The 25,719-nt window shown below is 31.6% G+C and carries 27 protein-coding genes and 1 pseudogene; 22 read left to right on the top strand and 6 right to left on the bottom strand.

Going from position 1 to position 25,719, the window contains the following annotated elements:
* Positions 1-15 precede the first annotated feature (15 nt).
* Positions 16-297 carry a metal-sensing transcriptional repressor gene (locus tag FOC43_RS04880; RefSeq protein ID WP_002779742.1) on the bottom strand — a complete coding sequence of 94 codons (282 nt, stop codon included), beginning with the start codon at positions 295-297 and terminating at the stop codon, positions 16-18.
* A 142-nt stretch (positions 298-439) separates the two neighbouring features.
* Here FOC43_RS04880 and FOC43_RS04875 point away from each other — a divergent pair, with 142 nt between their 5' ends.
* The 11 genes and pseudogenes from FOC43_RS04875 (at position 440) to FOC43_RS04825 (ending at position 10,052) form a co-directional block, all read left to right on the top strand.
* Positions 440-1,777, top strand: coding sequence for a S41 family peptidase (locus FOC43_RS04875; RefSeq protein ID WP_031263624.1), 1,338 nt, complete (start codon positions 440-442; stop codon positions 1,775-1,777).
* Positions 1,778-1,779: 2 nt separating this feature from the next.
* The gene (gene purC, locus FOC43_RS04870) at positions 1,780-2,490 is read left to right on the top strand and encodes a phosphoribosylaminoimidazolesuccinocarboxamide synthase (protein WP_002776052.1); all 711 of its coding nucleotides are present in this window, start codon (positions 1,780-1,782) and stop codon (positions 2,488-2,490) included.
* An 8-nt stretch (positions 2,491-2,498) separates the two neighbouring features.
* The gene (purS, locus tag FOC43_RS04865) at positions 2,499-2,744 is read left to right on the top strand and encodes a phosphoribosylformylglycinamidine synthase subunit PurS (RefSeq protein ID WP_002776055.1); all 246 of its coding nucleotides are present in this window, start codon (positions 2,499-2,501) and stop codon (positions 2,742-2,744) included.
* A pseudogene (purQ, locus tag FOC43_RS04860) lies at positions 2,744-3,440 on the top strand (phosphoribosylformylglycinamidine synthase I). The gene purS and the pseudogene purQ overlap by 1 nt, the downstream one beginning before the upstream one ends.
* Before the next feature lie 31 nt (positions 3,441-3,471).
* A complete protein-coding gene (locus tag FOC43_RS04855; protein WP_002776058.1) occupies positions 3,472-4,584 on the top strand; it encodes an SH3 domain-containing protein in 1,113 nt (370 codons plus the stop codon).
* Positions 4,565-5,257, top strand: a complete 693-nt coding sequence (locus FOC43_RS04850; protein ID WP_002776060.1) for a lysophospholipid acyltransferase family protein — start codon at positions 4,565-4,567, stop codon at positions 5,255-5,257. Before FOC43_RS04855 ends, FOC43_RS04850 begins: the two co-directional genes overlap by 20 nt.
* Entirely contained in the window at positions 5,251-5,619 is a 369-nt protein-coding gene (crcB, locus tag FOC43_RS04845) for a fluoride efflux transporter CrcB (protein ID WP_002780858.1), read from the top strand. Before FOC43_RS04850 ends, crcB begins: the two co-directional genes overlap by 7 nt.
* Before the next feature lie 72 nt (positions 5,620-5,691).
* Positions 5,692-7,521 (top strand): molecular chaperone HtpG, encoded by a 1,830-nt coding sequence (htpG, locus tag FOC43_RS04840; protein ID WP_002776065.1) that lies wholly within the window; start codon positions 5,692-5,694, stop codon positions 7,519-7,521.
* On the top strand, positions 7,518-7,838 hold the full coding sequence (locus FOC43_RS04835; protein ID WP_002780862.1) for a rhodanese-like domain-containing protein: 321 nt from the start codon (positions 7,518-7,520) through the stop codon (positions 7,836-7,838). Before htpG ends, FOC43_RS04835 begins: the two co-directional genes overlap by 4 nt.
* Positions 7,835-8,269 (top strand): hypothetical protein, encoded by a 435-nt coding sequence (locus FOC43_RS04830; RefSeq protein WP_002776068.1) that lies wholly within the window; start codon positions 7,835-7,837, stop codon positions 8,267-8,269. Before FOC43_RS04835 ends, FOC43_RS04830 begins: the two co-directional genes overlap by 4 nt.
* Positions 8,244-10,052 (top strand): Na/Pi cotransporter family protein, encoded by a 1,809-nt coding sequence (locus tag FOC43_RS04825; protein WP_004284948.1) that lies wholly within the window; start codon positions 8,244-8,246, stop codon positions 10,050-10,052. The genes FOC43_RS04830 and FOC43_RS04825 overlap by 26 nt, the downstream gene beginning before the upstream one ends.
* Here FOC43_RS04825 and FOC43_RS04820 read toward each other — a convergent pair.
* The 5 genes from FOC43_RS04820 to mltG form a co-directional block, all read right to left on the bottom strand.
* The gene (locus tag FOC43_RS04820; RefSeq protein WP_002780868.1) at positions 10,045-11,850 is read right to left on the bottom strand and encodes a peptidoglycan D,D-transpeptidase FtsI family protein; all 1,806 of its coding nucleotides are present in this window, start codon (positions 11,848-11,850) and stop codon (positions 10,045-10,047) included. The genes FOC43_RS04825 and FOC43_RS04820 overlap by 8 nt on opposite strands.
* A gap of 5 nt (positions 11,851-11,855) precedes the next feature.
* Positions 11,856-12,155: a flagellar hook-basal body complex protein FliE gene (fliE, locus tag FOC43_RS04815; RefSeq protein ID WP_002776071.1), complete on the bottom strand. Its 300-nt coding sequence runs from the start codon at positions 12,153-12,155 to the stop codon at positions 11,856-11,858.
* 6 nt (positions 12,156-12,161) lie between these two features.
* Positions 12,162-12,656, bottom strand: coding sequence for a flagellar basal body rod protein FlgC (gene flgC, locus FOC43_RS04810; protein WP_002776072.1), 495 nt, complete (start codon positions 12,654-12,656; stop codon positions 12,162-12,164).
* Positions 12,657-12,665: 9 nt separating this feature from the next.
* Complete coding sequence (gene flgB, locus FOC43_RS04805; RefSeq protein WP_002776076.1) at positions 12,666-13,097, bottom strand: flagellar basal body rod protein FlgB; 432 nt, start codon at positions 13,095-13,097, stop codon at positions 12,666-12,668.
* Positions 13,098-13,172: 75 nt separating this feature from the next.
* Positions 13,173-14,174 carry an endolytic transglycosylase MltG gene (gene mltG / locus FOC43_RS04800; RefSeq protein ID WP_002776077.1) on the bottom strand — a complete coding sequence of 334 codons (1,002 nt, stop codon included), beginning with the start codon at positions 14,172-14,174 and terminating at the stop codon, positions 13,173-13,175.
* Here mltG and FOC43_RS04795 point away from each other — a divergent pair.
* From FOC43_RS04795 to FOC43_RS04745, 11 genes are all read left to right on the top strand, one after another.
* Positions 14,089-16,659: a YhdP family protein gene (locus tag FOC43_RS04795; RefSeq protein WP_002776078.1), complete on the top strand. Its 2,571-nt coding sequence runs from the start codon at positions 14,089-14,091 to the stop codon at positions 16,657-16,659. The two genes, mltG and FOC43_RS04795, sit on opposite strands and share 86 nt — an antisense overlap.
* 116 nt (positions 16,660-16,775) lie before the next feature.
* Positions 16,776-18,980, top strand: coding sequence for an NADP-dependent isocitrate dehydrogenase (locus tag FOC43_RS04790; protein WP_002776080.1), 2,205 nt, complete (start codon positions 16,776-16,778; stop codon positions 18,978-18,980).
* Positions 18,977-19,885: a malate dehydrogenase gene (locus tag FOC43_RS04785; RefSeq protein ID WP_002776081.1), complete on the top strand. Its 909-nt coding sequence runs from the start codon at positions 18,977-18,979 to the stop codon at positions 19,883-19,885. The genes FOC43_RS04790 and FOC43_RS04785 overlap by 4 nt, the downstream gene beginning before the upstream one ends.
* Positions 19,882-21,045 carry an ADP-forming succinate--CoA ligase subunit beta gene (gene sucC / locus FOC43_RS04780; protein ID WP_002776084.1) on the top strand — a complete coding sequence of 388 codons (1,164 nt, stop codon included), beginning with the start codon at positions 19,882-19,884 and terminating at the stop codon, positions 21,043-21,045. The genes FOC43_RS04785 and sucC overlap by 4 nt, the downstream gene beginning before the upstream one ends.
* Before the next feature lie 9 nt (positions 21,046-21,054).
* On the top strand, positions 21,055-21,924 hold the full coding sequence (gene sucD, locus FOC43_RS04775; RefSeq protein ID WP_002776090.1) for a succinate--CoA ligase subunit alpha: 870 nt from the start codon (positions 21,055-21,057) through the stop codon (positions 21,922-21,924).
* 14 nt (positions 21,925-21,938) lie between these two features.
* Positions 21,939-22,250 carry a 4Fe-4S binding protein gene (locus tag FOC43_RS04770; protein WP_002776091.1) on the top strand — a complete coding sequence of 104 codons (312 nt, stop codon included), beginning with the start codon at positions 21,939-21,941 and terminating at the stop codon, positions 22,248-22,250.
* Between the two features lie 8 nt (positions 22,251-22,258).
* Positions 22,259-23,383, top strand: a complete 1,125-nt coding sequence (locus FOC43_RS04765; RefSeq protein WP_002776092.1) for a 2-oxoglutarate synthase subunit alpha — start codon at positions 22,259-22,261, stop codon at positions 23,381-23,383.
* A gap of 1 nt (position 23,384) precedes the next feature.
* Entirely contained in the window at positions 23,385-24,230 is an 846-nt protein-coding gene (locus FOC43_RS04760; protein ID WP_002776093.1) for a 2-oxoglutarate ferredoxin oxidoreductase subunit beta, read from the top strand.
* Positions 24,227-24,784, top strand: a complete 558-nt coding sequence (locus tag FOC43_RS04755; RefSeq protein WP_002776094.1) for a 2-oxoacid:acceptor oxidoreductase family protein — start codon at positions 24,227-24,229, stop codon at positions 24,782-24,784. The genes FOC43_RS04760 and FOC43_RS04755 overlap by 4 nt, the downstream gene beginning before the upstream one ends.
* Positions 24,785-24,912: 128 nt before the next feature.
* Positions 24,913-25,176 carry a DUF2018 family protein gene (locus FOC43_RS04750; RefSeq protein WP_002780876.1) on the top strand — a complete coding sequence of 88 codons (264 nt, stop codon included), beginning with the start codon at positions 24,913-24,915 and terminating at the stop codon, positions 25,174-25,176.
* On the top strand, positions 25,176-25,706 hold the full coding sequence (locus FOC43_RS04745) for a hypothetical protein (RefSeq protein WP_002780877.1): 531 nt from the start codon (positions 25,176-25,178) through the stop codon (positions 25,704-25,706). Before FOC43_RS04750 ends, FOC43_RS04745 begins: the two co-directional genes overlap by 1 nt.
* The last annotated feature ends 13 nt before the right edge of the window (positions 25,707-25,719 follow it).

Genomic DNA, 25,719 nt, shown 5'->3' with positions numbered 1-25,719 from the left:
TAAGCACTTAAATAGCTATTTTACAAACATATCAATAGCCTTGTTTAAATCCTCTATGCTTTGCGTATCTTTTTCCATCACCGCATGATACATACAATGGGCTAAATGTTCTTTAAGTATGGCTTTAGCGGTATTGTTAACCGCTGCTTTAACCGCAGCAAGCTGGATAAGAATATCACTACAATCCTCATCTCTTTCAACCATTTTTTTAATAGCTTCTAAATGTCCTATAGTGCGACTTAAACGATTACTTATGGCTTTGATATGTTTTGGAGAATGCGTATGAGTGTGTTTCATTTATATTCTTTCTTGCTTTGAAATTAAAAAATATAAAATATTTTAGCATTAATTTTTTTAAATCCATTAAACTTATAACAAATTTAGTATTATTTACGAATTTTTAAGCAAAAGTTATTAAAATTTGGGCTTAAAATATTTAATTTTGGAGTTCATTTTGAGTAGTAAAAGATTTCTAGCCGCTATTACAGGTTTTACAGGCTCTTTGGCTCTTTGTGTTTTTTTAGCAAGCAACCTACAAGCAAAACCAAAGAATCCATCTGATTTAATGCAACAACGCTTAGAGTCTTTAGATAAATTGACTAAAACTTTGGCTATAGTTGAGCAGTATTATGTAGATGATGAAAATATTACAGATTTGATTGATAAATCACTTTCTGGACTTTTGAGCAATCTTGATGCGCATTCTTCTTTTTTAAATGAAAAAGATTTTAATGATATGAAAATTCAAACAAGTGGTGAATTTGGTGGACTTGGGATCACTGTAAGTATGAAAGATGGTGCCTTGACTGTTATTTCTCCTATAGAGGGAACTCCAGCAGATAAAGCTGGGATTAAATCAGGCGATATAATATTAAAAATCAATGATGAGGCTACTTTGGGAATCAATTTAAACGATGCAGTGGATAAAATGCGCGGAAAACCAAAGACGCAAATCACTCTTACTATATTTAGAAAAGGAGCAACTAAGCCTTTTGATGTTACTTTAACGCGTGATATTATCAAAGTAGAAAGTGTTTATGCAAAGCTTATCGAAGATGAAAATATACTTTATTTAAGAGTTACGAATTTTGATAAAAATGTTGTGGACATGACAAGTAAAGAGCTTAAAAAACATCCTAATGTAAAGGGTGTAATTTTGGATTTAAGAAATAACCCTGGCGGTCTTTTAAATCAAGCTACAGGGCTTGTTAATTTATTTGTAGATAAAGGAGTAATTGTTTCTCAAAAAGGACGCGTTACAAGTGAAAATCAAGAGTATACAGCAAATCCAAAAAATAAAATTTCTGACAGTTCTTTAGTAGTGCTTGTGAATGGCGGAAGTGCGAGTGCTAGTGAGATTGTTAGTGGGGCTTTGCAAGATCTTAAGCGAGCTATAATCGTAGGAGAAAATACTTTTGGAAAAGGCAGTGTTCAGCAAATTATTCCGATCAATGAAACTGAAGCTTTAAGACTTACTATTGCAAGATATTATTTGCCAAGTGGGCGCACTATACAAGCAGTAGGTGTAAAACCTGATATTGAAGTATTTCCAGGAAAAGTTAATACTCAAGAAGATGGCTTTAATATCAAAGAAAGTGATTTAAAGCAGCATTTAGAAAGTGAATTGGAAAAACTTGATAAAAATGAGAAAAAAGAAGACAAAAAAGAGCAAAAAAATGATAAAAATATCATTACTCAAAAGCAAATTAATGATGATGCGCAGTTAAAATCTGCCATAGATACCATTAAAATATTAAATATTAAACAAGGACAATAATTATGAAAAAAAAAGAATTACTTTATGAAGGTAAGGGTAAAAAACTCTATACAACCGAAGATGAAAATTTTCTTATAAGCGAATTTAAAGACGATTTAACAGCCTTTAATGCTGAAAAAAAAGGAAGTGAAAGTGGAAAGGGTGCATTAAATTGCAAAATCAGCACAGAACTTTTTCATTTGCTTGAAAAAAATGGCATAAAAACTCATTTAGTTGAAACCATTAGTGATAATGAGCAAGTGGTAAAAAAATGCAAAATTGTGCCTATTGAGGTTATAGTGCGCAATGTTGCAACAGGATCGCTTACAAAAAGATTGGGTATTAAAGACGGCACAGTTTTGCCTTTTGCTTTGGTGGAATTTTGTCTTAAGAACGATGAGTTAGGAGATCCTTTTATCAATGATGAGCATTGTTTGATTTTAAATTTAGTACAAAATGAAGCACAGATTAAAGAAATTAAAGAAATGGCTAAAAAAATCAATGCGATTTTAACTCCTTTTTTTGATGCTAAAAATTTAAGACTTATTGACTTTAAAATTGAGCTAGGTTTAACTAAAGACAATGAGCTTGTTTTAGCCGATGAAATCAGTCCTGATAGCTGTAGATTTTGGGATAAATTTAGCAATGAAAAGCTAGACAAAGATAGATTTCGTCAAGATTTAGGAAATGTTAAAATGGCCTATGAAGAAGTTTTAAAAAGAATTTTAAACTAAGGAATATCATGAAAATACTTGTCAATGTTTTTTTAAAAAATGGTGTTTTAGATCCTCAAGGAAAAGCTATAGAAAAGGCTTTACATTCTTTAAATTTTAATGAAATCAAAGAAGCAAGAGTAGCCAAACAAATCGTGCTTGATTTAGATGAGAGTGATGAACAAAAAGCAAAAGAACGCGTGAAAAGTATGTGTGAAGAGCTTTTGGTAAATAGTGTAATCGAAGATTATGAGCTTATTGTAAGTGAGAAATGATGAAAGTTGCTATTATTAGATTTCCTGGAACAAACTGCGAATTTGATACCCAATATGCTTTTGAAAAACTTGGTGTAAAAGCACAAATCATTTGGCATGAAGAAAAAGAAATTGATGCAGACTTAGTGGTTTTGCCTGGAGGATTTTCGTATGGAGATTATCTAAGATGTGCAGCCATTGCTAAAATCGCTCCTGCTATGCAAGGTGTTATCGCACATGCGAAAAGAGGAGGATATATTTTAGGAATTTGCAATGGCTTTCAAATCTTGCTTGAAAGTGGACTTTTAGAAGGTGCTATGAAGCACAATAATAATTTAAGTTTTATCTCCAAAAATCAAAATTTAAGAGTTGTTTCAAATGATAATGTTTTTTTAAAGAATTTTCAAAAAGATGAAATTATCAATCTTCCTGTTGCTCATGGTGAAGGAAATTATTATGCAGATGAAGCTACCTTGAAAAAAATGCAAGATAAAGATTTAATTCTTTTAAAATACGAACCAAATCCTAATGGCTCTGTGTTGGATATCGCAGGAATTTGTGATGAAAATAAAAAAATTTTTGGCCTTATGCCTCATCCAGAGCGCGCTTGCGATAAAATATTAGGTAATGATATAGGCTTAAGAATGCTCGAAGGTTTTATGTGAGAATAATATTTTTTTTAGTTTTTGTTTGTCTGAGTCTTTTTGCTCGAAGTGAAATTTCTGTTTTTGATGGTCAAGATGAAAATATGCAAAGAGAATTGCAAAAACTTCCAAAAGAGGAACAGCAAATCTATCAAAATATCGCTCCAAGTGATGAAAATTCCGATTTTGATAGTAATATATATGATCCTTTTATACCTCAAAGTTCATTAGTTCTTACTACTGATGATTATGTTAATAAAGTATATGTTGGAGAAGTATTTCCCATAGTTCTTCATGCTAAGATTACAGAGGATACAAATTTTGATTTTAACATCACTTTGCAAAAAAGCAAGGACTTGATCTTTTTAAATCCTGATTTAAAATGGGAATATATTAAAGGCGATTATAGGGCTGTTTTGTGGTTTGAGGCTAAAACTTCAAATGCAAATTTAGAACAGATTTCAGTCAGCCTTTTAAGAAATGGAAAAATTTTTCAAAGTGCTAGTATTAGTATAGGTGCTATCCATTTTGAAAATACACCTAATAATAAAAATTTTTCACATCTTGTGGCAAGTTCCTTGGAGGTTAAAAAAATCAAAACCAGTTATTTTGATGATTCAAGCATTATTACAATGATTGAACTAAGCGCCACAAATGCAAATCTTAAGAGCTTTTTTGTAAATGGAGTCGAGAAACAGGGTATTGAAAATTTAAAGGGTGATTTTAATTCTTCTAATGCTTTTTATTATGCTATTTTTCCATCGACTAAAACAGATTTTGAATTTTCTTATTTTAACAAAGATACTAAAAAAATGGAAAATATGAGCTTTAAGCTTAAAATCAGCGATGATGAGGTGAGCACTCAAAGCGATTTAAATCCTACAAATAGGGATTTTAATATTTATAAACAATATGCTCTTTGGGCTTTGACTCTTATTTTGGCATTATGGTTTGTTTGGAAGAAAAATTATTTTATTTTAGCAGGAGCGCTTTTATGTTTTATACTTGGTTTTCTTGTAGATACTAACACAGAAAATGCAATTTTAAAAGCGGGTTCTAGGGCTAAAATTTTACCAACTGAATCATCAACTTATTTTTATACAGCAAATTCTAACGAAAAGGTTGAGGTGTTAGGCAAAAGACTTCATTATGTTAAAGTGCTTTTTCGCGATGATAAGATAGGATGGGTTGAAAGTAGTGATTTACAAAAAAATTAAAGCTTTATATTTTTGGTTCTTTTTTATTATAAGCGTAGCTTTTGTTGTGCTATGTTTTTGTTTTATGAAATCTCAAGATACGCTTTGGAAACTTCGAAAATCTTGGGCTAGATTTCAAAAAAATATTCTTTTTTGCAAATATGAAGTCATAGGGGAATTTGATCTTAAAGCAAATATGATTTTAATGAATCATCAAAGTACCTTAGATATCATAGCTTTAGAGGATTTGTATCCTAAAAATTTATGTTGGATTGCCAAAAAAGAATTAGGCGAAATTCCTCTTTTTAAAATTGCCATTAAAAAACCTAAACTTCTTTGCATAGATAGAAAAAATCCACGCGATTTGGTGCGTGTTTTAAAAGAAGCTAAGCAAAGGCTTAGTGAAGATAGAGTTTTGGCGATTTTTCCTGAAGGAACGCGTTCTAGGAATGAAAAATTGCTTAAATTTCAAAGTGGTGCTAAAATTTTAAGTGAAAAGCTTGATTTAAAAGTGCAGCCTATTTTGATTGTTGATTCTGCGAAAATTTTAGACACTAAAAGTTTTAGTGCTAGTTCTGGAGTATTGAAAATCATTTGCATGGATTTAGTGGATACGAGTGATAAAAAATGGCTTGAAAATACTAGAAAAAAAATGCAAGAATTACTAGATCAAGAAAGAGCTAAGCTTTGCTAAATACCATTTTAGTTGTTGGTCTTGGGGGTTTTATAGGGGCGGTTTTAAGAATGCTTTCTATCAATTTGATAAATAAAATTTTACCCCATTCTATAAGCTTTGGTACTCTTTTTGTTAATGTCTTAGGATCTTTTATGATGGGGCTTTTGTTTTCTTATGCACATCATAAGGGTTTATCTCCTGCGCTCAAAAGCTTTATAAGTACAGGATTTTTAGGAGCTTTTACAACTTTTTCTACATTTTCTTATGAAAATTTACTGCTTTTACAAAGTGGAAATTATTTTAATTTTTCTTTAAATATTTTATTAAATATAATCCTTTGCCTGATAGCAGTTTGGCTTGGTTTTATAATTTTTAAGTAAGCTCTTGAAATTTACCTTAGAATTTGTATTTTTTGCTAAAATATCTGTTTCAAAATTTATAAAGGAGAAAAAATGCAGTTTCAAACTGAAGTAAATCAACTTTTACAATTGATGATTCATTCCTTATACTCAAACAAGGAAATATTTTTAAGAGAACTTGTATCAAATTCAAGTGATGCTTTGGATAAACTTAATTTTTTAAGCGTGAGTGATGATAAATATAAAAGTTTAAAATTTGAACCTAGAATAGATATTAAAATCGATAAAGATAAGAAAACCCTTACTATTAGCGATAATGGTATAGGTATGGATAAAGATGATCTTATTAACAATCTTGGAACCATAGCAAAAAGTGGTACAAAAAGTTTTTTAGAGAATTTAAGTGGTGATGCAAAAAAAGATTCTCAACTTATAGGACAATTTGGTGTAGGTTTTTATTCTGCATTTATGGTGGCTAGTAAAATCGAAGTTTTAAGCAAAAAAGCTTTAGATGATAAAGCTTATCTTTGGATTTCTGATGCAAATGGCTATGAGATTGAAGATGCGACTAAAGAAGAGCAAGGGACAAGTATTACTTTATATTTAAAAGATGATGAATTTGCAAATTCTTATAAAATCGAAAGTATTATAGAAAAATATTCAAATCATATCCAATTTCCAATTTTTATGGAAAAAGAGGAATTTATCCCTGCTAAAGAGGGCGAGGAAGAAGGAAAAACCGAGCTTAAAATTTCTCAAATTAATAAAGCTAATGCCTTGTGGAGAATGCAAAAATCAAGCCTTAAGACAGAGGATTATGAAAGATTTTATGAGCAAAATTTTCACGATTCTAACAAGCCTTTGCTTTATCTTCATACTAAGAGTGAGGGAAAATTAGAATACAATTCTTTATTTTTTATTCCGCAAAATGCACCTTTTGATCTTTATCGTGTGGATTATCAAAGCGGATTAAAACTTTATGTAAAACGCGTATTTATCAGCGATGATGATAAGGAGCTTTTACCGACTTATTTGCGTTTTGTGCGCGGGATTATTGATGTAGAGGATTTACCACTTAATGTAAGCCGTGAAATTTTACAAGAAAATCAAATTTTAAAAGGCGTAAAAGAAGCCAGCGTTAAAAAAATACTTAGCGAGCTTGAAAAACTTAAAAATAAAGATAAAGAAAAATATTTAAGCTTTTTTAAGAATTTTGGCAAAGTGTTAAAAGAGGGACTTTATGGTTTTGGTGGCGAAAAAGACAGTCTTTTAAAACTCATGCTTTATAAAAGCACTAAGGGTGAAAGTTTGCGCTCTTTAGAAGAATATAAAAATGATATACAAGGCGAGCAAAAAGAAATTTTCTATATCACTGGAAACAATGAAAGCTTGCTTAGAAATTCACCTTTACTTGAAGAATATAAGCAAAAAAATATAGAAGTATTACTTATGGATGATGAGATTGATTCTTTGATTGCTCCTATGCTTGGAGAATATGAAGGCTTGAAATTTATAGCCATTAATCAAGTTGAAGATAAAAATGAATTAAGCGATGAGGAAAAAAATGAATTTGCTCCATTGGTGGCTAAATTTAAAGAGCTTTTAAAGGATCAAGTTGAAGATGTGAGACTTACAAGTCGTTTAAAAGATAGTCCAAGTTGTATTGTTTATGATAAAAATAAGCCTGATTTTGCAATGCAGCAGCTTTTAAAACAAATGGGACAAGAACAAAACTTTAAACCTATTTTAGAAATCAATCCAAAACACGCCATTTTTACAGGTCTTAAAAATAATGAAACTTTTAGTGCTGATATAGCAACCTTAGTTTTAAATATGGCAAAACTTAGCGAAGGTATGGGTGTGGATAATCCGGCTGAATTTAATGCAAGCCTTACAAAAATCATCACTAAGGCTTTCTCATGATTACAAATCTCCCAGCAAGTGTTTGGATGAAGCAGGATTTAAGCGAATATCAAATTTTTGATGTTCGCACTCCAGCTGAATGGGAGGAGGGTGTTTTACCTCATGCTGAATGTGTAGCTTTGTATGATAATCATGGGCTTTTAAATGCTAATTTTTTAGAAGAATTTCAAGCGAGAAGAAATGAAAATAAAAAACTTGCTTTTATTTGTCGTGGAGGTCATAGAAGTATGATGGCTGCAAATTTTATTAAAAATGAACTCGGTTTAGAAAGTGTAAATTTAGATGGTGGGATGTTGGCATTAAAAGGCTTGATATGATAGGACTTTATTTGTTGATAGCAGCGTTATCTTTTTTACTCCTTTATTTTGCACTTAAAAAACTTACTTTAAATATAGATGAAAAGGCCTTGCTTGAGCCTATAAAATCAGATATTTATCCCAAATTTTGTGATATTATCGATGAAAGAATTAGAGAATTTAAGGATGGGGTTCAAAATAATAGTTTTACCTTAAAAGATCAAGATAAAAAAGATGAATTATTGGAAAAATTAGGGGATTTAAACAGAGAGCTTACCTTCATACAAACAATGAATTTAAGCAATAAAAGCGATAGTGTATGGCAAAGTGAGCTTTTTGATTTTTTAAAAGAGCTTGAAAAATTATTGCTTGAATATTTGGAAAATGGCGAAGAAGAGGCTGAAAATTTAAGAGAAAATTTGATGAATGAATTTGAAAAGCTTAGAGGCTAAGGTGCAAGAACGCAAAAACTTTTTAAAATATCTCAAGATGACTTTTTGGGGTATTTTTACTTTGGTTTTAATCTTTGCTTTAATTCGATTTAGTGAATTGGCTAATTTATTGGCTGGAGTTGCAATTTTACTTATAGGAATGACCAATTTAAGCCTAGGATTTAAATCTTTTAGTGGCGGCTTGCTTGAAAAAATTCTTACTCACTCGACAAATACAAAACTTAAAAGCATACTTTTTGGTGCTATTAGCACTCTTATCATGCAATCTTCAACTTTAGTTTCGATTATCTCTCTTTCTTTTTTGAGCGCAGGACTAATATCTTTAGTTGCTGGTGTGGGTATTATTTTTGGTGCAAATTTGGGAAATACTGCAAGTTCATGGTTGATTGTTTGGCTTACAAGAGTTAATATTTCTATCTTGGCTATACCTTTGCTCGTAATTGGAGTTTTGTTTTTCTTTCAAAAAGATAATATGATTAAAAGTTTTGGAAATATTTTTATAGGTATAGGTTTTTTCTTCTTAGGAGTGGATTATATAAAAAATGGTTTTAATGAATTTCAAGATGCTATAGATTTGTCTTATTTTGATTTTACAGGTTTTAAGGGAGTGTTGATTTTTGTAGGTCTTGGGGCTTTGCTTACAGGTATTATTCAATCAAGCACAGCAACAATAGCCATTATAGTCGCAGCACTATTGACAGGGCAAATCAGTTTTGAAAATTCTTTAGCAGCGACTTTGGGTACGAGTGTAGGAGGTGTGGTAACAGCTGTGCTAGCTTCTTTAAGTACTAATGTTGAGGGCAAAAAGCTTGCTTTTGCAAATTGTATTTTTAATTTTACTATTGCAATTATAATCATACTTATTTTTCCTTATTTTATTGATTTTTTAAATGGGATGGCAAAAATTTTAAATATGGAAAATTTAGCTTTAAAAATGGCCTTATTTCATACTTTGTTTAATCTTTTAGGAATATTTATCTTTGTATTGTTTATCCCACAATTGGTAAATTTTTTAAACAAAATCGTTAAAGCACCTAAAGATAAAAATAAAGATCGACCCTTATATCTTGAACCTAGTTTATTGAAATTTAGTGATACAGCTATCGAAGCTTTGCAAAAAGAAAGTGAACATCTTTATGATAATGCGTATGCGATTATCGCTCATGCTATAGGGTTGAGTCGTAAAGATATACAAAGCAATAAAAGCTTTGAAGAAATTTTGCAAAATAAAAAATGGTTTAGTAAAAATGTGGATTTGGATTATTTGTATCAAACTAGAATCAAAGTGCTTTTTGAAGCTATCATTGACTTTTCAACCAAAGCGCAAATTCACATAGATGATGAACTTAAAAATCACAGAATTTTTACTTTTAAAATCGCTGCTAAAAATCTTACAGAGGCAACTAAAAATTTAAAATTAGTTCAAGAAAATATCAAAAAATACTCTAATTGCGGTAATAAAGATTTGGCCTTAGAATACAATAAAATAAGATCTAATTTAGGAGAATTGCTAAGAAGTATTCAAGAGCTTAGAAGCGTGGACGATGAAAAAGTGTATTTGATTATTAAAAATCTTCAAAAAGGTAAGGAAATTCTAAAAGAAATTGATGGTTTAACTCTTAATAATGTCGAACATCTTATTTTAGTTAGAAAAATCACTACCGCAGAGGGTATATCTATAATTAATGATACAAGTTTTATTGCTAAGATTGCTAAAGATCTTATAGATGCCGTTGAAATCATTTTCGCAAGAGAAAAGGTGCTTTGGGATGATATTAATTAAGAGTTTGATTATTTTCTGTGATGATAGGGGTTAGAAAATCTTCATTGATTAAAATATCTACAACATCTTTAAACATAGGCAAAGCACTTTGAGCAGCATAGTAACTATAAGGCTTGGTAGGGTTTCTTACTAAAACCCCTATGGTATAGTTATGTTTTGTATCGTTGGCAAAACCGAAAAAAGAAGCATTATAGCGATTGGAGGTATAGCCTTGTCTTTCTGCAATACGCGCAGTTCCTGTTTTACCCCCTACGATTATACCTTGAGTGATAGCTTTTTTTCCTGTACCTTTTTCTATAACATCAATAAGAATTTTTTGCATGGTTTGCGCTGCTTGCGGGGTTAAAATAACTTCTTTTTTGATATCCTCTTCAAGACTTACAAAGCGTCCATCTTGATAGAATTTTTCAGCCAAATGCGGAGTGATGTAAACTCCATTGTTATTAAAAACATTATAAGCAGCAAGTAGTTGTATAAAGGTTGTTTTTAAGCCATATCCATAGCTTAATACCGACTTTTCTATATCTCTTAAGCGCTTGGAATTAGGGATTTCTCCTTTTTGCTCGTAAGGCAAGTCAATTCCGCTTTTTTCGCCAAATTTAAAAATTTTAAGTCCAGCAATGATTTCAAGATTACTCAATCTTTTCGCAATTTGTATCATACCTATATTAGAAGAATATCTAATCACCTCTTCCATAGTCATTTGATCCATTTTATGATCATCTCTAATAGTGAAACGCCCCAGTTTATAAGCTCCACCATAGGTGTTAATTACTTCATCTGTCTTGAGTTTGCCAAGTCTTAGAGCAGTTGTAAAAATAAAAGGCTTGATAACCGATCCTGCTTCATATCCATACTCTATAGCGCTTGCATTTAAAACAGATAAATCTTTACCGCGATTTTGGGGATCATAACGCCTAGAACTTGCCAGAGCTAGAATTTGACCTGTTTTACTATCCATAACTCCGACTATGATTTCATTAGCTTTTAAATCTTCATTTCTTCCATCAATCGCTTTTTCAATGCTTTTTTGAAGTTTTAAGGATATATTAAGATATAAAAGACAGCCATCAATCTTTTTTTGCTGCAATGAGTTTAAATTTAAGATTATATTTCCACCTATATCTTTTAGGCCTTGAATTTTTTCATTTTGGAGTGGACTTAAGCAGTCGTCATAGTATTTTTCAAGTCCTTTTACTCCAACATTTTTTAAAATTCCGCTTTGAGGATCTAAAACCATTTTAGTATAACCTATGGCTGGAGTTAAAGCATCTTTAGACATATAAATTCTATCTTCTTCATGTTCGATAATGCTTAAACCTCTTGTTTCAACCTTTCCTAGGTTATTGGTAAATGCTTTAAAAAATCCTTGTATATAAAGCTTTTTTGCAAGATCTCTAAGATAGCTTGCTTGTTTAGAATCTAAATTTTGAGAAAGGATAAAATGATAGGATCGTTTTTTCTGTTTTTGAATTCTTTTTTTAATATCTGCAATTTCATCATCGCTAATTCCACTATATATTTGAAAAAGCTTTAAAAATAAATCAAATTTATCCTTATTGATACTTCTTAAATCAATTTCTGCGCGATAAATTTGCCTTGAGCTTGTGATAGTAAAATTATCTTTAGTGATGATATTTCCGCGTAAGGCAAGAGAGTATTGATCTTTTTCAGTGTTGGGGATATGGCGCTTTGAAGTGAGAAAAAAGGTAGAGCTAAGAAAAATGATCATAAAAAAAAGCGCCATGCAGTAAGCAAAGGCGACTTTTGAAACACGATTTTTCTTATGCTCTTGCATACAGCTTAAATTTGTGTTCTTGTGATTTCTTTATAAGCGCTGATAGCTTTATTTCGAACCTCTAGCATAAATTTCATACTGCTTTCAGCTTTTGTGATAGCAATAGCTGCTTGGTGTAAATCTTTTACCTGTCCTGTTGCAATATCTGTCATCGCAGCTTCTGCAGTTTTTTGAGTTTTATCTAAATCTTCGATTTCGTTTTTAAGCATTTTAGCAAATTCGTCGCCGATTTTATCATTAGAATTTTGGCTTTTGTTTGCATTTGAAATGTTATTATTTAATCTTAAATCATTAATATTATTCATATTTTATTATCCTCTTAATAAATCAATCGCACTTTGAGCTATGGTTTTTGCACTTGTAAAAGCACTAACATTAGCTTGATAAGCTCTTGTTGCTTCAATCAAATCTGCCATTTCGATGACAGGATTTACATTTGGATATGCTACATAGCCTTGCGCATTAGCATCAGGATGAGAAGGATCATATTTCATACGAAAATCTTTATCATCTCTTACGACTTTATCTACAACAACGCTTTGTATAGCAGGCTTTGCCTCTTCAGGTGAGCTTGGATCATTTAAAGGATTTTCATATTTTAAAAAGTTATTGTCCTTATTAATTTGCTCGTTTAAAAGCTTATCAAAATCTGTCGCTTTAAAGATCACTTCGCGTCTTCGATAAGGTCCGCCTTCAGCTGTTCTTGTTGTGTTTGCATTAGCTATATTGGAGCTAATAACATTCATTCTAAAGCGTTGCGCACTTAAACCATATCCGCTAATATCAAAATCACTTAAGTATGCCATAATTTACCTTTAACTTAATTTAGAACTTGCATCAAGTATAGAGCTAAAAATATTACTTTGTCTTCTTAAGACCCCATCAAGAGCTGTAATCATCACTGTATTTTTACTCATTTCAGTTGTCTCAACATCTAAATCCACAGTATTTGCATCATTTCTTGCTAAATGTCCATCCCTTAGATAAATAGTAGATTTGCTAGGATCTGGGAATTTCCAAGGTTTTTGATGTCCTTCTTCAGTTATTGCTAATTGTAATTCTTTATTATCATTTTTTTTAAAGATTTCATTTGCACGATTTACTAAAGCAGTTTCAAATTCAATATCTCTTGCTTTATAAAAAGGAGTGTCAACATTTGCAAGGTTTGCATTGATGAGTTGATTTCTTAAATTTCTACCCGCTAAAGCACTTGTGATAAGTTCTTTTGATTTGAATGGGTTAATCATTTTTTATCCTTTTTATAATTTCAAAAATTAACAAGCAAATACTGTTCCAACTTGCATAAATTTTTGCAATTTTAGTTATTTGTTTTTTTGTGATTGAATGGCTTTATTATGATCATTGAGATTGGTGCTAAAAATATGCGCCCCTGTGGTTTTATCTCTTACAAAATATAAATAATCAGTTTTTGCAGGAAAGATAGCAGCACGAATTGCGGATAAAGAGACATTACAAACTGCTTCTTTAGGCAAACCTTCAAATTTATAAGTATTATAAGAGCTATTATCTTCTCTTATTCTTTGAGGAGTGATTTTTGTATGAGAATAAAATCCATAGTTTAAGGTTCCATCCATTTGGAGCTTCATACCTTTTTTTATACGGTTATAAATAACGCTTGCAACTATAGGCATTTCGCTTTCATTAGCCGCTTCTTTTTGAATGACTGATGCTGTTATGATGTATTGGTGCCATTTTTTGGCATTGTATTCGCCAAAAATTTTCTCCGAAGTTTTTCTATTTGAATTTTCTGCATGTTTGAGCAAAACTTGAACCAAAAGTGCTTCTGTGATTCCTTTTGGAATTTTGTAAGTTTCAGGAAGAAAAACCCCTTCTTTATATGTAGCTTGTTTTTCAAATTCGGCTAAAAGCGTGTTTTTATCAAGTTCTAATTGTTTTGCAGCTTGCTCTAAAAAAATCACACTGGTTTCTCCAGGGATGAGAGTAAGGGTTTCTAATGCTGCTTTAGCTATGGTGAGTTTGTGTAAAAATTCTATTCTATTGAGTTCTTTTGTGCCTATATTTATCCAGCCTGATTGAGGATGACCCAAGAAAAATAAGATATATTTATCAATCGTGCTCATTTCATATTTATTTTGTTTTAGATGTGTTATAATTTGAGCAATGGAACCTTGAGGCAAAAAAACAACAGAATTGCTTTTTAAAGGTTGTGTTAAATAATAAAAAATTCCTAAAATAAATATCAAAAAGAAGTTTCTAATGAAAAAGAAAATTGTATATGCATTACTTGTTTTAATTGTATTTATCTCAGTTGTATTTTTAGTTCTTAAGAATGGTATTCTCATATCTCATATCCAATTTAGTTTTTTAAATTTGGAGCAATTATATATTAAATTAGATAAAAAACTCATTGTGCGAGCAAAAAATATCACATTTAATGAAGATAACAATGCAAGTATTCAGGATGATAAGAATGTAAATTCTGACTTTGCTTCTAAGGAATTGTTAAATATTACTAAAAATTTAAAATATCTTTATACTTTTGTTGAGGAAATAGACATACAAAATTTCAATATCAAAGATAATCATATGCGTATATTGTTTAAAAATGATGAATTTTTTGTAGATAATGATTTATTGTTTTTAAAACTTGCGCTACACAGAGAAGGAAAGGAAATTAATGCTGATATTAAAAATCTTTTGCTTAAAGATTATAATTTAAGCATAGATGGAAATTTAAGTATTAATGCAAAAAGTGAATTTTATAATTTTAAAGGCCAAGCAAATAGTGATTTGGCTGATTTTAAGATAAATATTTCTTACAAAAATCAAAACCTAGCCTATAAATTTGAAGATATCAATATTAGAGATATTACCACTATCTTCAATCAAGCAAAAAAAAGAATAGCATTGCCCGAACCTTTAGTTCTTTGGGTTGCGCATAGGGCTAAAGGAGATTTTTATCATTTTGATTTTATTCAAGGTTTTATTGATTTTTCTAAAAATAATTATTATTTTGATGATATCAGTGCTTGGGGTTATGCAAATAATGTAAAAGTTCGTTTGGATAATCAAATGAATGCTATTAATTTTCCAAAACTTGATTTAAATTTAAGCAATCAAAAATTAAATTTTACCTTCAATAAGGCAAGTTATAATGAATCAGATTTAAGTGAAAGCAAGGTGTTTTTATATGATTTATTTGATAATAAAAAGCATGGAATTTACTTGCGTATCAAATCTAAAAATTTAAAATTTGATGAAAAACTTGCTAAGGCATTAAAAAATTATGATTTAAATTTACCTTTTTACCAAAAAAATGGAAAACTTGGAAGTGATTTAGAGCTTATAATCGATTTTAACGAAAAGGGTGATGTAAAATATAATGGCACTTTGTCTTTAGAAAATGCGGAGCTTTCATTAGCAAATTTTAGCGTGGCTAGAGCTTTTGTTAAATTAAATCAAAATGCTTTGAGTATAGAAAATGCAAGCGTAAAAAATGAGTTTTTGGAAGCAGATTTTAATGCTAAAATCGATCTAGCTACCCATAAGGGTATTTTTGATACTCAAATTTCAAGATTATATTTTGACAATGGCGAGCTTTTTGATATGAGAAATCAAAAAACAAAGATAAATTTAGACTATACAGATGATTTACAGCTTAGTGTGCCAGAATGGGATTTGACTTTAAATTTTAAAGAAGGACTTGAAGCATATGCAAACAATCCTAATATTTTAATCCCTCATTCGCCTTTATTAAAAAAATTCGGTTTTATGGGTGCAAAAAGTATTTATTATAAAAGTGTAGACTTTAATGATTTTAATGCGCAAATACAGGATGCTCATTTTAAAAATAACTTATTGGTTAATAACAAGCCTTACGAAAATGATAGCTTTGGTATTGTTCGTAAAAGCGGTGTTTTAAACATAAATACACAAAGTGGTTTAGCTAATGTTAAGGTTATTGATAATAATAAAACCATACATCTTAAAAATTTAACTTATATTTACCAAAAAGATGAAAATGCTTCTACTTCTTCATTTGATATAGCAAAAAATACTCAAAATATTATACTTAATGGAGAAAATCTCACTTTGATTTTAGCAGATTTTAACAAAACTCTAAATTTCGATAAAATGGAGGCAAATTTAAAAAGTGATATCTTAGATGCTAGGGCTACTCGCAAGAATGCAAATTTTGATCTTCATTATAGTCCTAATGATTTGAAATTATTTATTAAAAATATAAACGATGAACATCTGAATGAATTTTTGCAAAAACGGGCTGTGCAAGAGGGTGTCTTTAATTTTAGCGTGATAGGTAGTGGCCTAGATTATTTTGAGGGGGAATTTAATTTTAAAGATACCTTTATAAGGGATCTTAAAGGGGTTAATCAGCTTATATCTTTTATCGATACGGTTCCAAGTCTTTTGATGTTTAAAACTCCTACTTTTAATGAAAAAGGTTTAAGTTTGCATGATGGAAGAGTTGTTTTTAATCGTAAAAAGGATTTGTTAAGTTTTGAAGCGATTAATTTAAATGGCAACAGTATGGATTTGTATGGTTTAGGCAGTGCAAATTTAAGATTAAATACCATAGATATAGATTTAGAATTAAAAACTTTAAAATCAGCTTCTGAAACTATTTCAAAGGTTCCGATTTTAAATTATGTTATTTTGGGGAAAAATCAAGAGATAAGCGCCAATATAAAAGTCGATGGCGCTTTAGATGATCCAAAATTTCACACTCAAATTTTAAGCGATACTTTAAAAACCCCTTTTAATTTGATTAAAAATATCATACAACTTCCTTCTAATTTGTTTAATTAAAAGTGTTTAAAGTTTGTTTTAAAACTAAAACAAACTTTAAATTTACTCTTGCATTTTTTTTTAATTGTAATATACTTTAGATTGAAAAATAAAATTAGTGTTTAAAAGGACAGAAAATGCAAGTTACTTACACTTTGACAGATGAGTCTCCAGCACTTGCGACCTATTCGTTTTTACCTATAGTAAAAGCTTTTTTAAGCAAGGCGCATATAGGAGTAAAAACTTCTGATATTTCGCTATCTGGAAGAATTTTAGCTACTTTTAGTGAGTATCTAAAAGAAGATCAAAGATGCGAAGATGCTTTGGAGCTTTTGGGTGAGCTCGTAAAAAAATCAGATGCAAATTTAATCAAAACTCCAAATATTTCAGCTTCTATTCCACAGCTGAAAGCTGCTATTAAAGAATTGCAGGAAAAGGGTTATATGTTACCAAACTACCCAGACGAACCAAAAAACGATGAAGAATTTCAAATAAAAGCAAAATATCAAAAAGTTTTAGGTTCAGCGGTTAATCCTGTGCTTAGACAAGGCAATTCAGATCGCCGTTCTACTAAAGCGGTAAAAGATTATGCAAAGAATAATCCTTATCGTGTGGTTGAGTTTAATCCTAATTCTAAAACTCGTGTATCTTATATGAAAGAAGGTGATTTCTTTTCTAATGAAAAAGCGGTTTTAATCGATGAGGATTGTGTAGCAAGTATTGAATTTGTTGCAGATAGTGGTAAAAGTGAAATTTTAAAAGAAGGCTTAAAGCTTGAAAAAAATGAAATTTTAGATGCAACCTTTATGGATGTAGAAAAATTGCAAGATTTTTATGCTAAAGAAATCAAAGCAAGCAAAGATAATGATTTACTTTTCTCTCTTCATTTAAAAGCTACGATGATGAAAGTAAGCGATCCTATACTTTTTGGTTATGCGGTAAAAATCTTTTTTAAAGAATTATTTGATGAATTTAAAGATGAATTTGAAACACTTGGAATCAATCCAAACAATGGATTGAGCGAACTTTTAAGCAAGGTGCAAACTTCAAGCAAGAAAGACGAAATTTTAAGAAGATACAACGAAATTTTAAACAGTCGTGCTGATATTTCTATGGTAAATTCAGATAAGGGTATCACCAATTTACATGTTCCAAGCGATGTTATTGTTGATGCTTCTATGCCTGCTATGCTTAAAAATGGTGCAAGATTATGGGATAAAGAAGGCAAAGAAAAAGACACAAATGCAGTTATCCCTGATCAAACTTACGCAACTATTTATGAAGCGGTTATCGAAGATTTGCATAAGAATGGCACTTTAAATCCTGCGAAATTAGGTAGTGTATCTAATGTAGGTTTGATGGCTAAAAAAGCTCAAGAATACGGCTCACATGATAAAACATTTGTTGCTAAAGAAGATGGAGTGTTTAAAATCATTGCCAAAGGTAAGGTTTTATTAGAGCATAAAGTTAGAAAAGGTGATATTTATAGAGCCAATCAAGCTAAATTTGACGCTGTTTTAAATTGGATCGATTTGGGTATAGAAAGAGCTGATTTGACAGGAGCTGAAGCGATTTTTTGGCTAGACAGTAAAAGAGCTAGTAATAAAATTATGATAGATTTAGTTCAAAACCGTCTTAAGGAAAAAAATAAAAATATAGCTATCCTTGCTCCTTATGAAGCTTGCTTAAAAAGCTTAGAATTGATTCGTGCTGGAAAAGATGCTATTTCTATTACAGGAAATGTCTTAAGAGATTATTTAACCGATCTTTTTCCTATTCTAGAGCTTGGAACAAGTGCTAAAATGCTTTCAGTTGTACCAATGTTAAATGGTGGAGCTATGTTTGAAACCGGAGCAGGAGGTTCAGCACCAAAGCAAGTAGAACAATTAGTCGAAGAAAATCATTTACGTTGGGATAGCTTGGGTGAATTTTTAGCCCTACAAGCAAGCTTAGAATTTTATGCTAATAAATGCAATAATCATAAAGCTAAAGTCTTAGCAGAATGTCTTGATGAGGCTATAGGTGAATGGCTTGAAAACAATAAAGCTCCATCAAGAAAAGTAAAAGAAGATGATAATCGTACAAGCCATTTTTATTTAGCAATGTATTTTGCAAATCATTTGGCAAGACAAGCAAATGATATGGAGCTTCAAAGCTTTTTTAAAGATATTGCCTTAGAGCTTTCCTCTAATGAAGAAAAAATTAGAGCCGAATTTAATGATGCACAAGGTGTGAAAGTCGATTTGGGTGGATATTATAAATTTGATGATGAGAAAGCAAATAAAATTATGCGCCCAAGTGCAACTTTTAATGCTATCATAGAAAAAATAGGACAAAGATGAAAATCACAATCATCGGTGCAGGGAATGTAGGCTCAAGCGTAGCCTATGCTTTAATTTTGCGTGAATTGGCAAATGAGATTGTTTTAGTTGATATCAATGAAGATTTATTGATTGCAAGGGAATTAGAATTATCCCAAAGCATAGCTGCTTTAAATTTAGACATAGAATTAACTTGTACTAAGGATTATGCTTATACAAAAAATTCTGATATTGTGCTTTTTAGCGCAGGATTTGCAAGAAAAGATGGCCAAAGTAGAGAAGAGCTTTTGCAGCTAAATACAAACATTATGCTTGATTGTGCTAAAAAAATTAAAGAATTTAATCCTGATCCACTTTTTATCATTTTAACAAATCCGGTGGATTTTTTGCTCAATACTCTTTATGAGAGTGGAATTTTTTCTTCTAAAAAAATTGTTGCTATGGCAGGGGTTTTAGACAATGCAAGATTTAAGTATGAAGTAGCTAAAAAGTTAAAAGCTAGAATTTCAAGTGTGGATACAAGATTAATTGGTTTTCATAATGATGATATGGTTTTAGTAAAATCTTATGCAAGTGTTAAAAATCAAAAACTCGGAGAACTTTTAAGTGAAGAAGAATTTGAGGATTTGGAAAATGAAGTTAAAACCGGTGGAGCAAAGGTGATTAAACATCTTAAAACTTCAGCATATTTGGCACCTGCAAGCGCTTGTGTAAGAATGCTCGAATCCATAAGAAGTGGAGAATTTTTACCTATGAGTGTGATTTTGCATGGAGAATTTGGAGTGCAAAATAAAGCTTTAGGTACTATGGCAAGATTGGGTTTAGAGGGCGTTGTTGAGATTATGAAGCTTGAACTTAGCGACGAAGAAAAAGACAAGGTAAAAAAATCATTAATAAAATATCAATATATAAAGGAAGATAAATGAATATACATGAATATCAAGCAAAAGCGATTTTTGCAGACAATGGTATCCCTACTTTAAAGGGAAAGGTTGCATTTAGCGTAGAAGAAGCTGTAGAAAATGCTAAAGAATTAGGCGGTAGCGTTTGGGCTGTGAAAGCTCAAATCCATGCAGGTGGTCGTGGTCTTGGCGGTGGTGTTAAAATCGCTAAAAATTTAGATGAGGTAAAAGATTATGCAAGTAAAATTTTAGGAATGAATTTAGTAACTCATCAAACAGGACCTGAAGGTAAGCTCGTGCAAAAACTTTATATAGAAAGTGGTGCAAATATAGTAAAAGAATATTATTTGGCTATTTTATTTAACAGAATGGCAGAACAAATTACAATCATTGCTTCAAGCGAAGGGGGGATGGATATAGAAAAAGTGGCTAAAGAAAGCCCTGAAAAAATCGCAAAAGTAGGCATTGATCCACAAATTGGCTTTAAAATGTTTCATGGTCTTGAAGTGGCAAAGGTTTTAGGATTAGATAAAGATGAAAGCAAAAAACTTATTTCTATGATAGCAAAACTTTATAAGCTTTATATGGATAAAGATATGAATATGCTTGAAATCAATCCTTTAATTAAAACTGCAGAAGGAGATTTTTACGCTCTTGATGCAAAATGTAGTTTTGATGACAGTGCGCTTTATCGCCATCCAGAGATTGCCGAACTTAGAGATATCACAGAAGAAAATCCTGCTGAAAGAGAAGCAGCTGAATTTGGTTTAAGTTATGTAAAATTAGACGGTGATGTTGCTTGTATGGTAAATGGTGCAGGACTTGCTATGGCAACAATGGATATTATCAATTATAGTGGTGCAAAACCTGCAAACTTCTTAGATGTGGGCGGTGGCGCATCTGCTGAAACAGTTGCAAAAGCTTTTGAAATCATTTTAAGAGATAAAAATGTTAAAGTAATATTTATCAATATTTTTGGTGGTATTGTTCGTTGTGATAGAATCGCAAATGGTATTTTGGAGGCAACTAAAAATGTTGAGGTGAACATTCCTATCGTAGTGCGTCTTGATGGTACAAATGCAGCTGAAGCAAAAGCGATCTTAGATAGTTCAAATCTTAAAAATATCAAAGCAGCAACCAATCTTAAAAATGGTGCAGAATTAGTAAAAAGTTTAGTAGGATAAGGATAAAAAATGAGTATATTGGTTAATAAAAATACAAAAGTAATAGTTCAAGGTTTTACAGGTAAAGAAGCAACTTTTCATGCAGAGCAGTGTATGGCTTATGGTACAAATATAGTCGGAGGTGTAACTCCTCATAAAGGTGGTCAAACTCATCTTGGCAAGCCTGTTTTTGATACAGTTGCAGATGCAGTTAAAGCCACAGGAGCTGATGTAAGTTTGATTTTTGTTCCTGCTTTTGCAGTAGGTGATAGTGTGATTGAAGCAGCGGATGCAGGCATTAAGCTTGCTGTTGTAATTACAGAACATACTCCGGTTAAAGATATGATGTTTGCCAAGCAGTATGCAAATAAAAAAGGCATGAAAATTATAGGACCAAATTGCCCAGGAATCATTACTTCTGAAGAATGCAAATTAGGCATTATGCCAGGCTTTATCTTTAAAAAGGGTTGCGTAGGGCTTATTTCAAAAAGTGGAACTTTAACTTATGAAGCAGCTAATCAAGTAGTTCAAGGTGGGTATGGAATTTCAACAGCAGTAGGCATTGGTGGAGATCCTATCATAGGACTTGCTTATAAAGAACTTTTAAGTGAATTTGAAAAAGATAACGAAACAAAAGCTATTGTTATGATAGGGGAAATCGGCGGTAGCTTAGAAGTAGAAGCAGCAAAATTTATTAAAGAAAATATTAGCAAACCTGTGGTAGCATTCATTGCGGGAGCGACTGCGCCAAAAGGTAAAAGAATGGGACATGCAGGAGCTATAGTAGGTAGTGCTGATGAAAGTGCTGCAGCTAAAAAAGAAGCATTAAAGTCTTATGGAATTCATGTAGTGGATTCTCCAGCTTTAATCGGTGAAGAAATACAAAAAATATTAGGCTAAAAAAGGAAAAAGATATGAGTATAGCAGCTCCAAAAGATACCCCTGTTTGGGTAGATGAGCATAGATGTAAAGCTTGCAATATCTGCGTTAGCTATTGCCCTGCAGGGGTTTTAGCTATGCGCGATGATGTTCATGCGGTTTTGGGACAAATGATAGAGGTTGTACATCCTGAGTCCTGTATAGGTTGTACTGAGTGTGAAACACATTGTCCAGATTTTGCTATTATGGTGGCAAAAAGAGATGAATTTAAATTTGCCAAACTGACTCCGGAAGCTAAAGACAGAGCCGTAGCAGTAAAAAATAATAAATATAAAAAATTAGCATAGGAAAGACAATGAGAGAAGTTATAGCAACAGGTAATGTTTTGATTGCAAAAGCAGCAATTGATTGTGGATGTAAATTTTTTGGAGGTTATCCTATTACACCAAGTTCTGAAATTGCACATGAATTAAGCCATATGCTTCCTGCAAATGATGGAACTTTTATACAAATGGAAGATGAAATTTCGGGTGTAAGTGTGACTATTGGTGCTGCTATGAGTGGCGTAAAATCAATGACCGCAAGTAGTGGTCCTGGAATTTCGCTTAAAGCAGAGCAAATCGGTCTTGCTTTTATCGCTGAAATTCCACTTGTTATTGTAAATGTTATGCGTGGTGGTCCTTCAACAGGTCTTCCAACAAGGGTGGCTCAAGGGGATTTATTTCAAGCAAAAGCACCTACTCATGGGGATTTTGCTAGTGTGGCTATCGCACCAGCGAGTTTAGAAGAAGCTTATACAGAAACCATAAGAGCGTTTAATTTGGCTGAAAAGTATATGACTCCTGTATTTTTACTTATGGATGAAACTGTAGGGCATATGAATGGTAAAGCGGTATTGCCTGATTTAAAAGATATAGAAATTATTAATCGTAAAAAATTCACAGGCGATAAAAAAGATTATAAACCTTATGCAGCGGGCGAAAATGAACCTGCAACACTCAATCCATTTTTTACTGGCTATCGCTATCATGTAACCGGACTTCATCATGGAGATATAGGTTTTCCAACAGAAGATGGCGCTATAGTTAAGAAAAACATGGAAAGACTTATAGGTAAAATTAAAAACAACCAAGATGATATTTGTACTTATGAAGAATATATGCTTGATGATGCTGAATTTTTAATCATAGCTTACGGAAGCGTAAGTCGTTCTGCTAAAGAAGCTATCAATAGGCTCAGAGAAGAGGGTATTAAGGTAGGACTTTTCCGCCCTATCACACTTTATCCTGTAGCTGAAAAGAAAATTGCTGAAGTGGCAAGCAAATTTAAAAAGGTAATGGTAAGCGAATTAAATATGGGACAGTATCTTGAGGAGATTGAAAGAGTAAGTTCTCGTCGTGATTTTATTAGCTTACATCGTGCAAATGGTCGTCCTATAACACCTAGCGAAATCATTGCTAAAGTAAAGGAGAATATATAAAATGGCGTTTAATTATGATGAATATTTAAGAACTGATAAACTTCCTACTCAATGGTGTTGGGGTTGTGGCGATGGTGTAGTTTTAAAATGTATTATCCGCGCGATAGAAAAGCTGGGTTGGAATATGGATGATGTTTGTCTTGTTTCAGGTATAGGATGTAGCGGTAGAATGAGCTCTTATGTAAATTGCAATACCGTGCACACTACTCATGGTAGAGCTATTGCTTATGCAACAGGCATAAAACTAGCCAATCCTAGCAAACATGTTATTGTAGTAAGTGGCGATGGTGATACTTTAGCAATTGGTGGAAATCATACTATACATGGATGTCGTAGAAATATAGATTTAACTCATATTGTAATCAACAATTTTATTTATGGGCTTACTAATTCTCAAACTTCTCCAACTACTCCAAAAGGTTTTTATACAGTAACTGCACAATTTGGAAATATCGATCCAAATTTTGATGCTTGCGAATTAACTAAAGCTGCTGGAGCTTCTTTCGTGGCAAGAGGAAATGTTATTGAGGCAAATAAATTAGAAAATTTAATTTATAAAGCTTTAGCACACAAAGGTTATAGCTTTGTTGATGTTTTCTCAAATTGTCATATTAACCTAGGTAGAAAAAATAAAATGGGTGAAGCAGTGGCTATGCTTGATTGGATTAAAAATCGTGTTGTGGATAAGTCTAAATTTGAAAGTATGGATTTTGAAGAAAGAAAAGATAAATTCCCAACAGGTGTTTTATATGAAGATAGCACGCAGCCAGAATATTGTCATGCTTATGAAGAAGTGCGTCGTGCAGCCAAAGAAAAAAGAATGGTTGATTTAGGAGCCTTAAAATGAAATATCAATTAAGATTTGGTGGTGAGGGTGGTCAAGGTGTTATCACCGCAGGAGAAATTTTAGCTGAAGCAGCGATTAAAGAAGGTCGTCAAGCCTTTAAAGCTTCAACTTATACTTCCCAAGTGCGTGGAGGTCCGACTAAGGTTGATATTATCATCGATGATAAAGAAATTCTTTTTCCTTATGCGGTAGAGGGCGAAGTAGACTTTATGCTTTCAACTGCAGATAAGGGTTATAAAGGTTTTCGTGGTGGAGTAAAAGAGGGTGGCATCATAGTTGTAGAACCAAATTTGGTTCATCCTGAAAGCGAAGATTATAAAAAATGGCAAATTTTTGAAATTCCTATCATTACTATAGCTAAAGATGAGGTAGGTAATGTAGCTACTCAATCAGTTGTTGCACTAGCCATAGCTGCTTATATGAGTAAATGTATTGATTTGGATATTCTTAAAGAAACGATGCTTCATATGGTTCCAGCTAAAACAAGAGATGCAAATTCTAAAGCTTTTGATTTGGGTGTTAAATATGCACAAGAAACCAAAGCTCATTCTTAAATAAATTTGGGTTTATTCCCAAATTTATTGCTTCTTGAAATAAATTTTTAAACTTTTTCATTTTTTAATTTAGCTACTTTTAACGATTAAAATTTTATAATCAAAAACATATTTATTAAGGAAATTCAATGGATATTTTTGACGAAATGTTTAATAAAACTCCTAAGGAAAAATTTATAGAAATTATACAAAATGGAAATTTAGGAGCTTTAGAAAAAGTATTTGAAAACTTTTTTGCTGATCATATTGCTATGATCGAGCTTTTAGAAAAACAAGGTTTTAATGAAATGGATATGAAAAGCTTTATACTTGAAAATGGAGATTTTATTCAAGAAAGGCAAAACGATCTTTTTATAGAATTAGGTGCTAAAATTTTAGGACATGAGGGCTAATGAGCATTAGGCTTTTGGTTTTTTTTACTTTGATGGCAAATTGCATTGTTTTAAATGCTGCTCCTGTTTTTGATTATACATATAAATTTACACTTAAAAAAGACGAGAGAGCTAGCGTGGAGATTAAAGAGCTTGGTTATGATAATGGGGTTCAAAATTTTGATTTTTATTGGACTTTGTTTGATAATACCAATATAGTCGTTCATTCTAAATTTCGTAAATATCCGCGTCAATTTGTGATGAGTTTAAGAAGAAATTTGGACTGGGTAACCCAAACTTTAATTCCTGATTATAAAAATCCACATATTGATAGAGCAAGGCTTATTTTAGAATTTAGCGAATACAAAAAAGGTGAGGCAATTTTTACTGTGTATATAGAAGATAAGGATTCTAGACTTGAAGTGAAATTTCTTGATCCAAGAAAAATGCAATTAACAAATCCGCCTCAAAATAATCAAGTAGTGCCTATGATAGATTTTAATGAGCCTCAAGTAGAACCATTGATACAACGAGAAAATACCACAAACTAAATTTAAAGGATAT

The sequence above is a fragment of the Campylobacter coli genome (assembly GCF_009730395.1).
GTDB classification, from domain to species: domain Bacteria; phylum Campylobacterota; class Campylobacteria; order Campylobacterales; family Campylobacteraceae; genus Campylobacter_D; species Campylobacter_D coli.
This window is presented reverse-complemented; position numbering and strand designations above follow the sequence as displayed.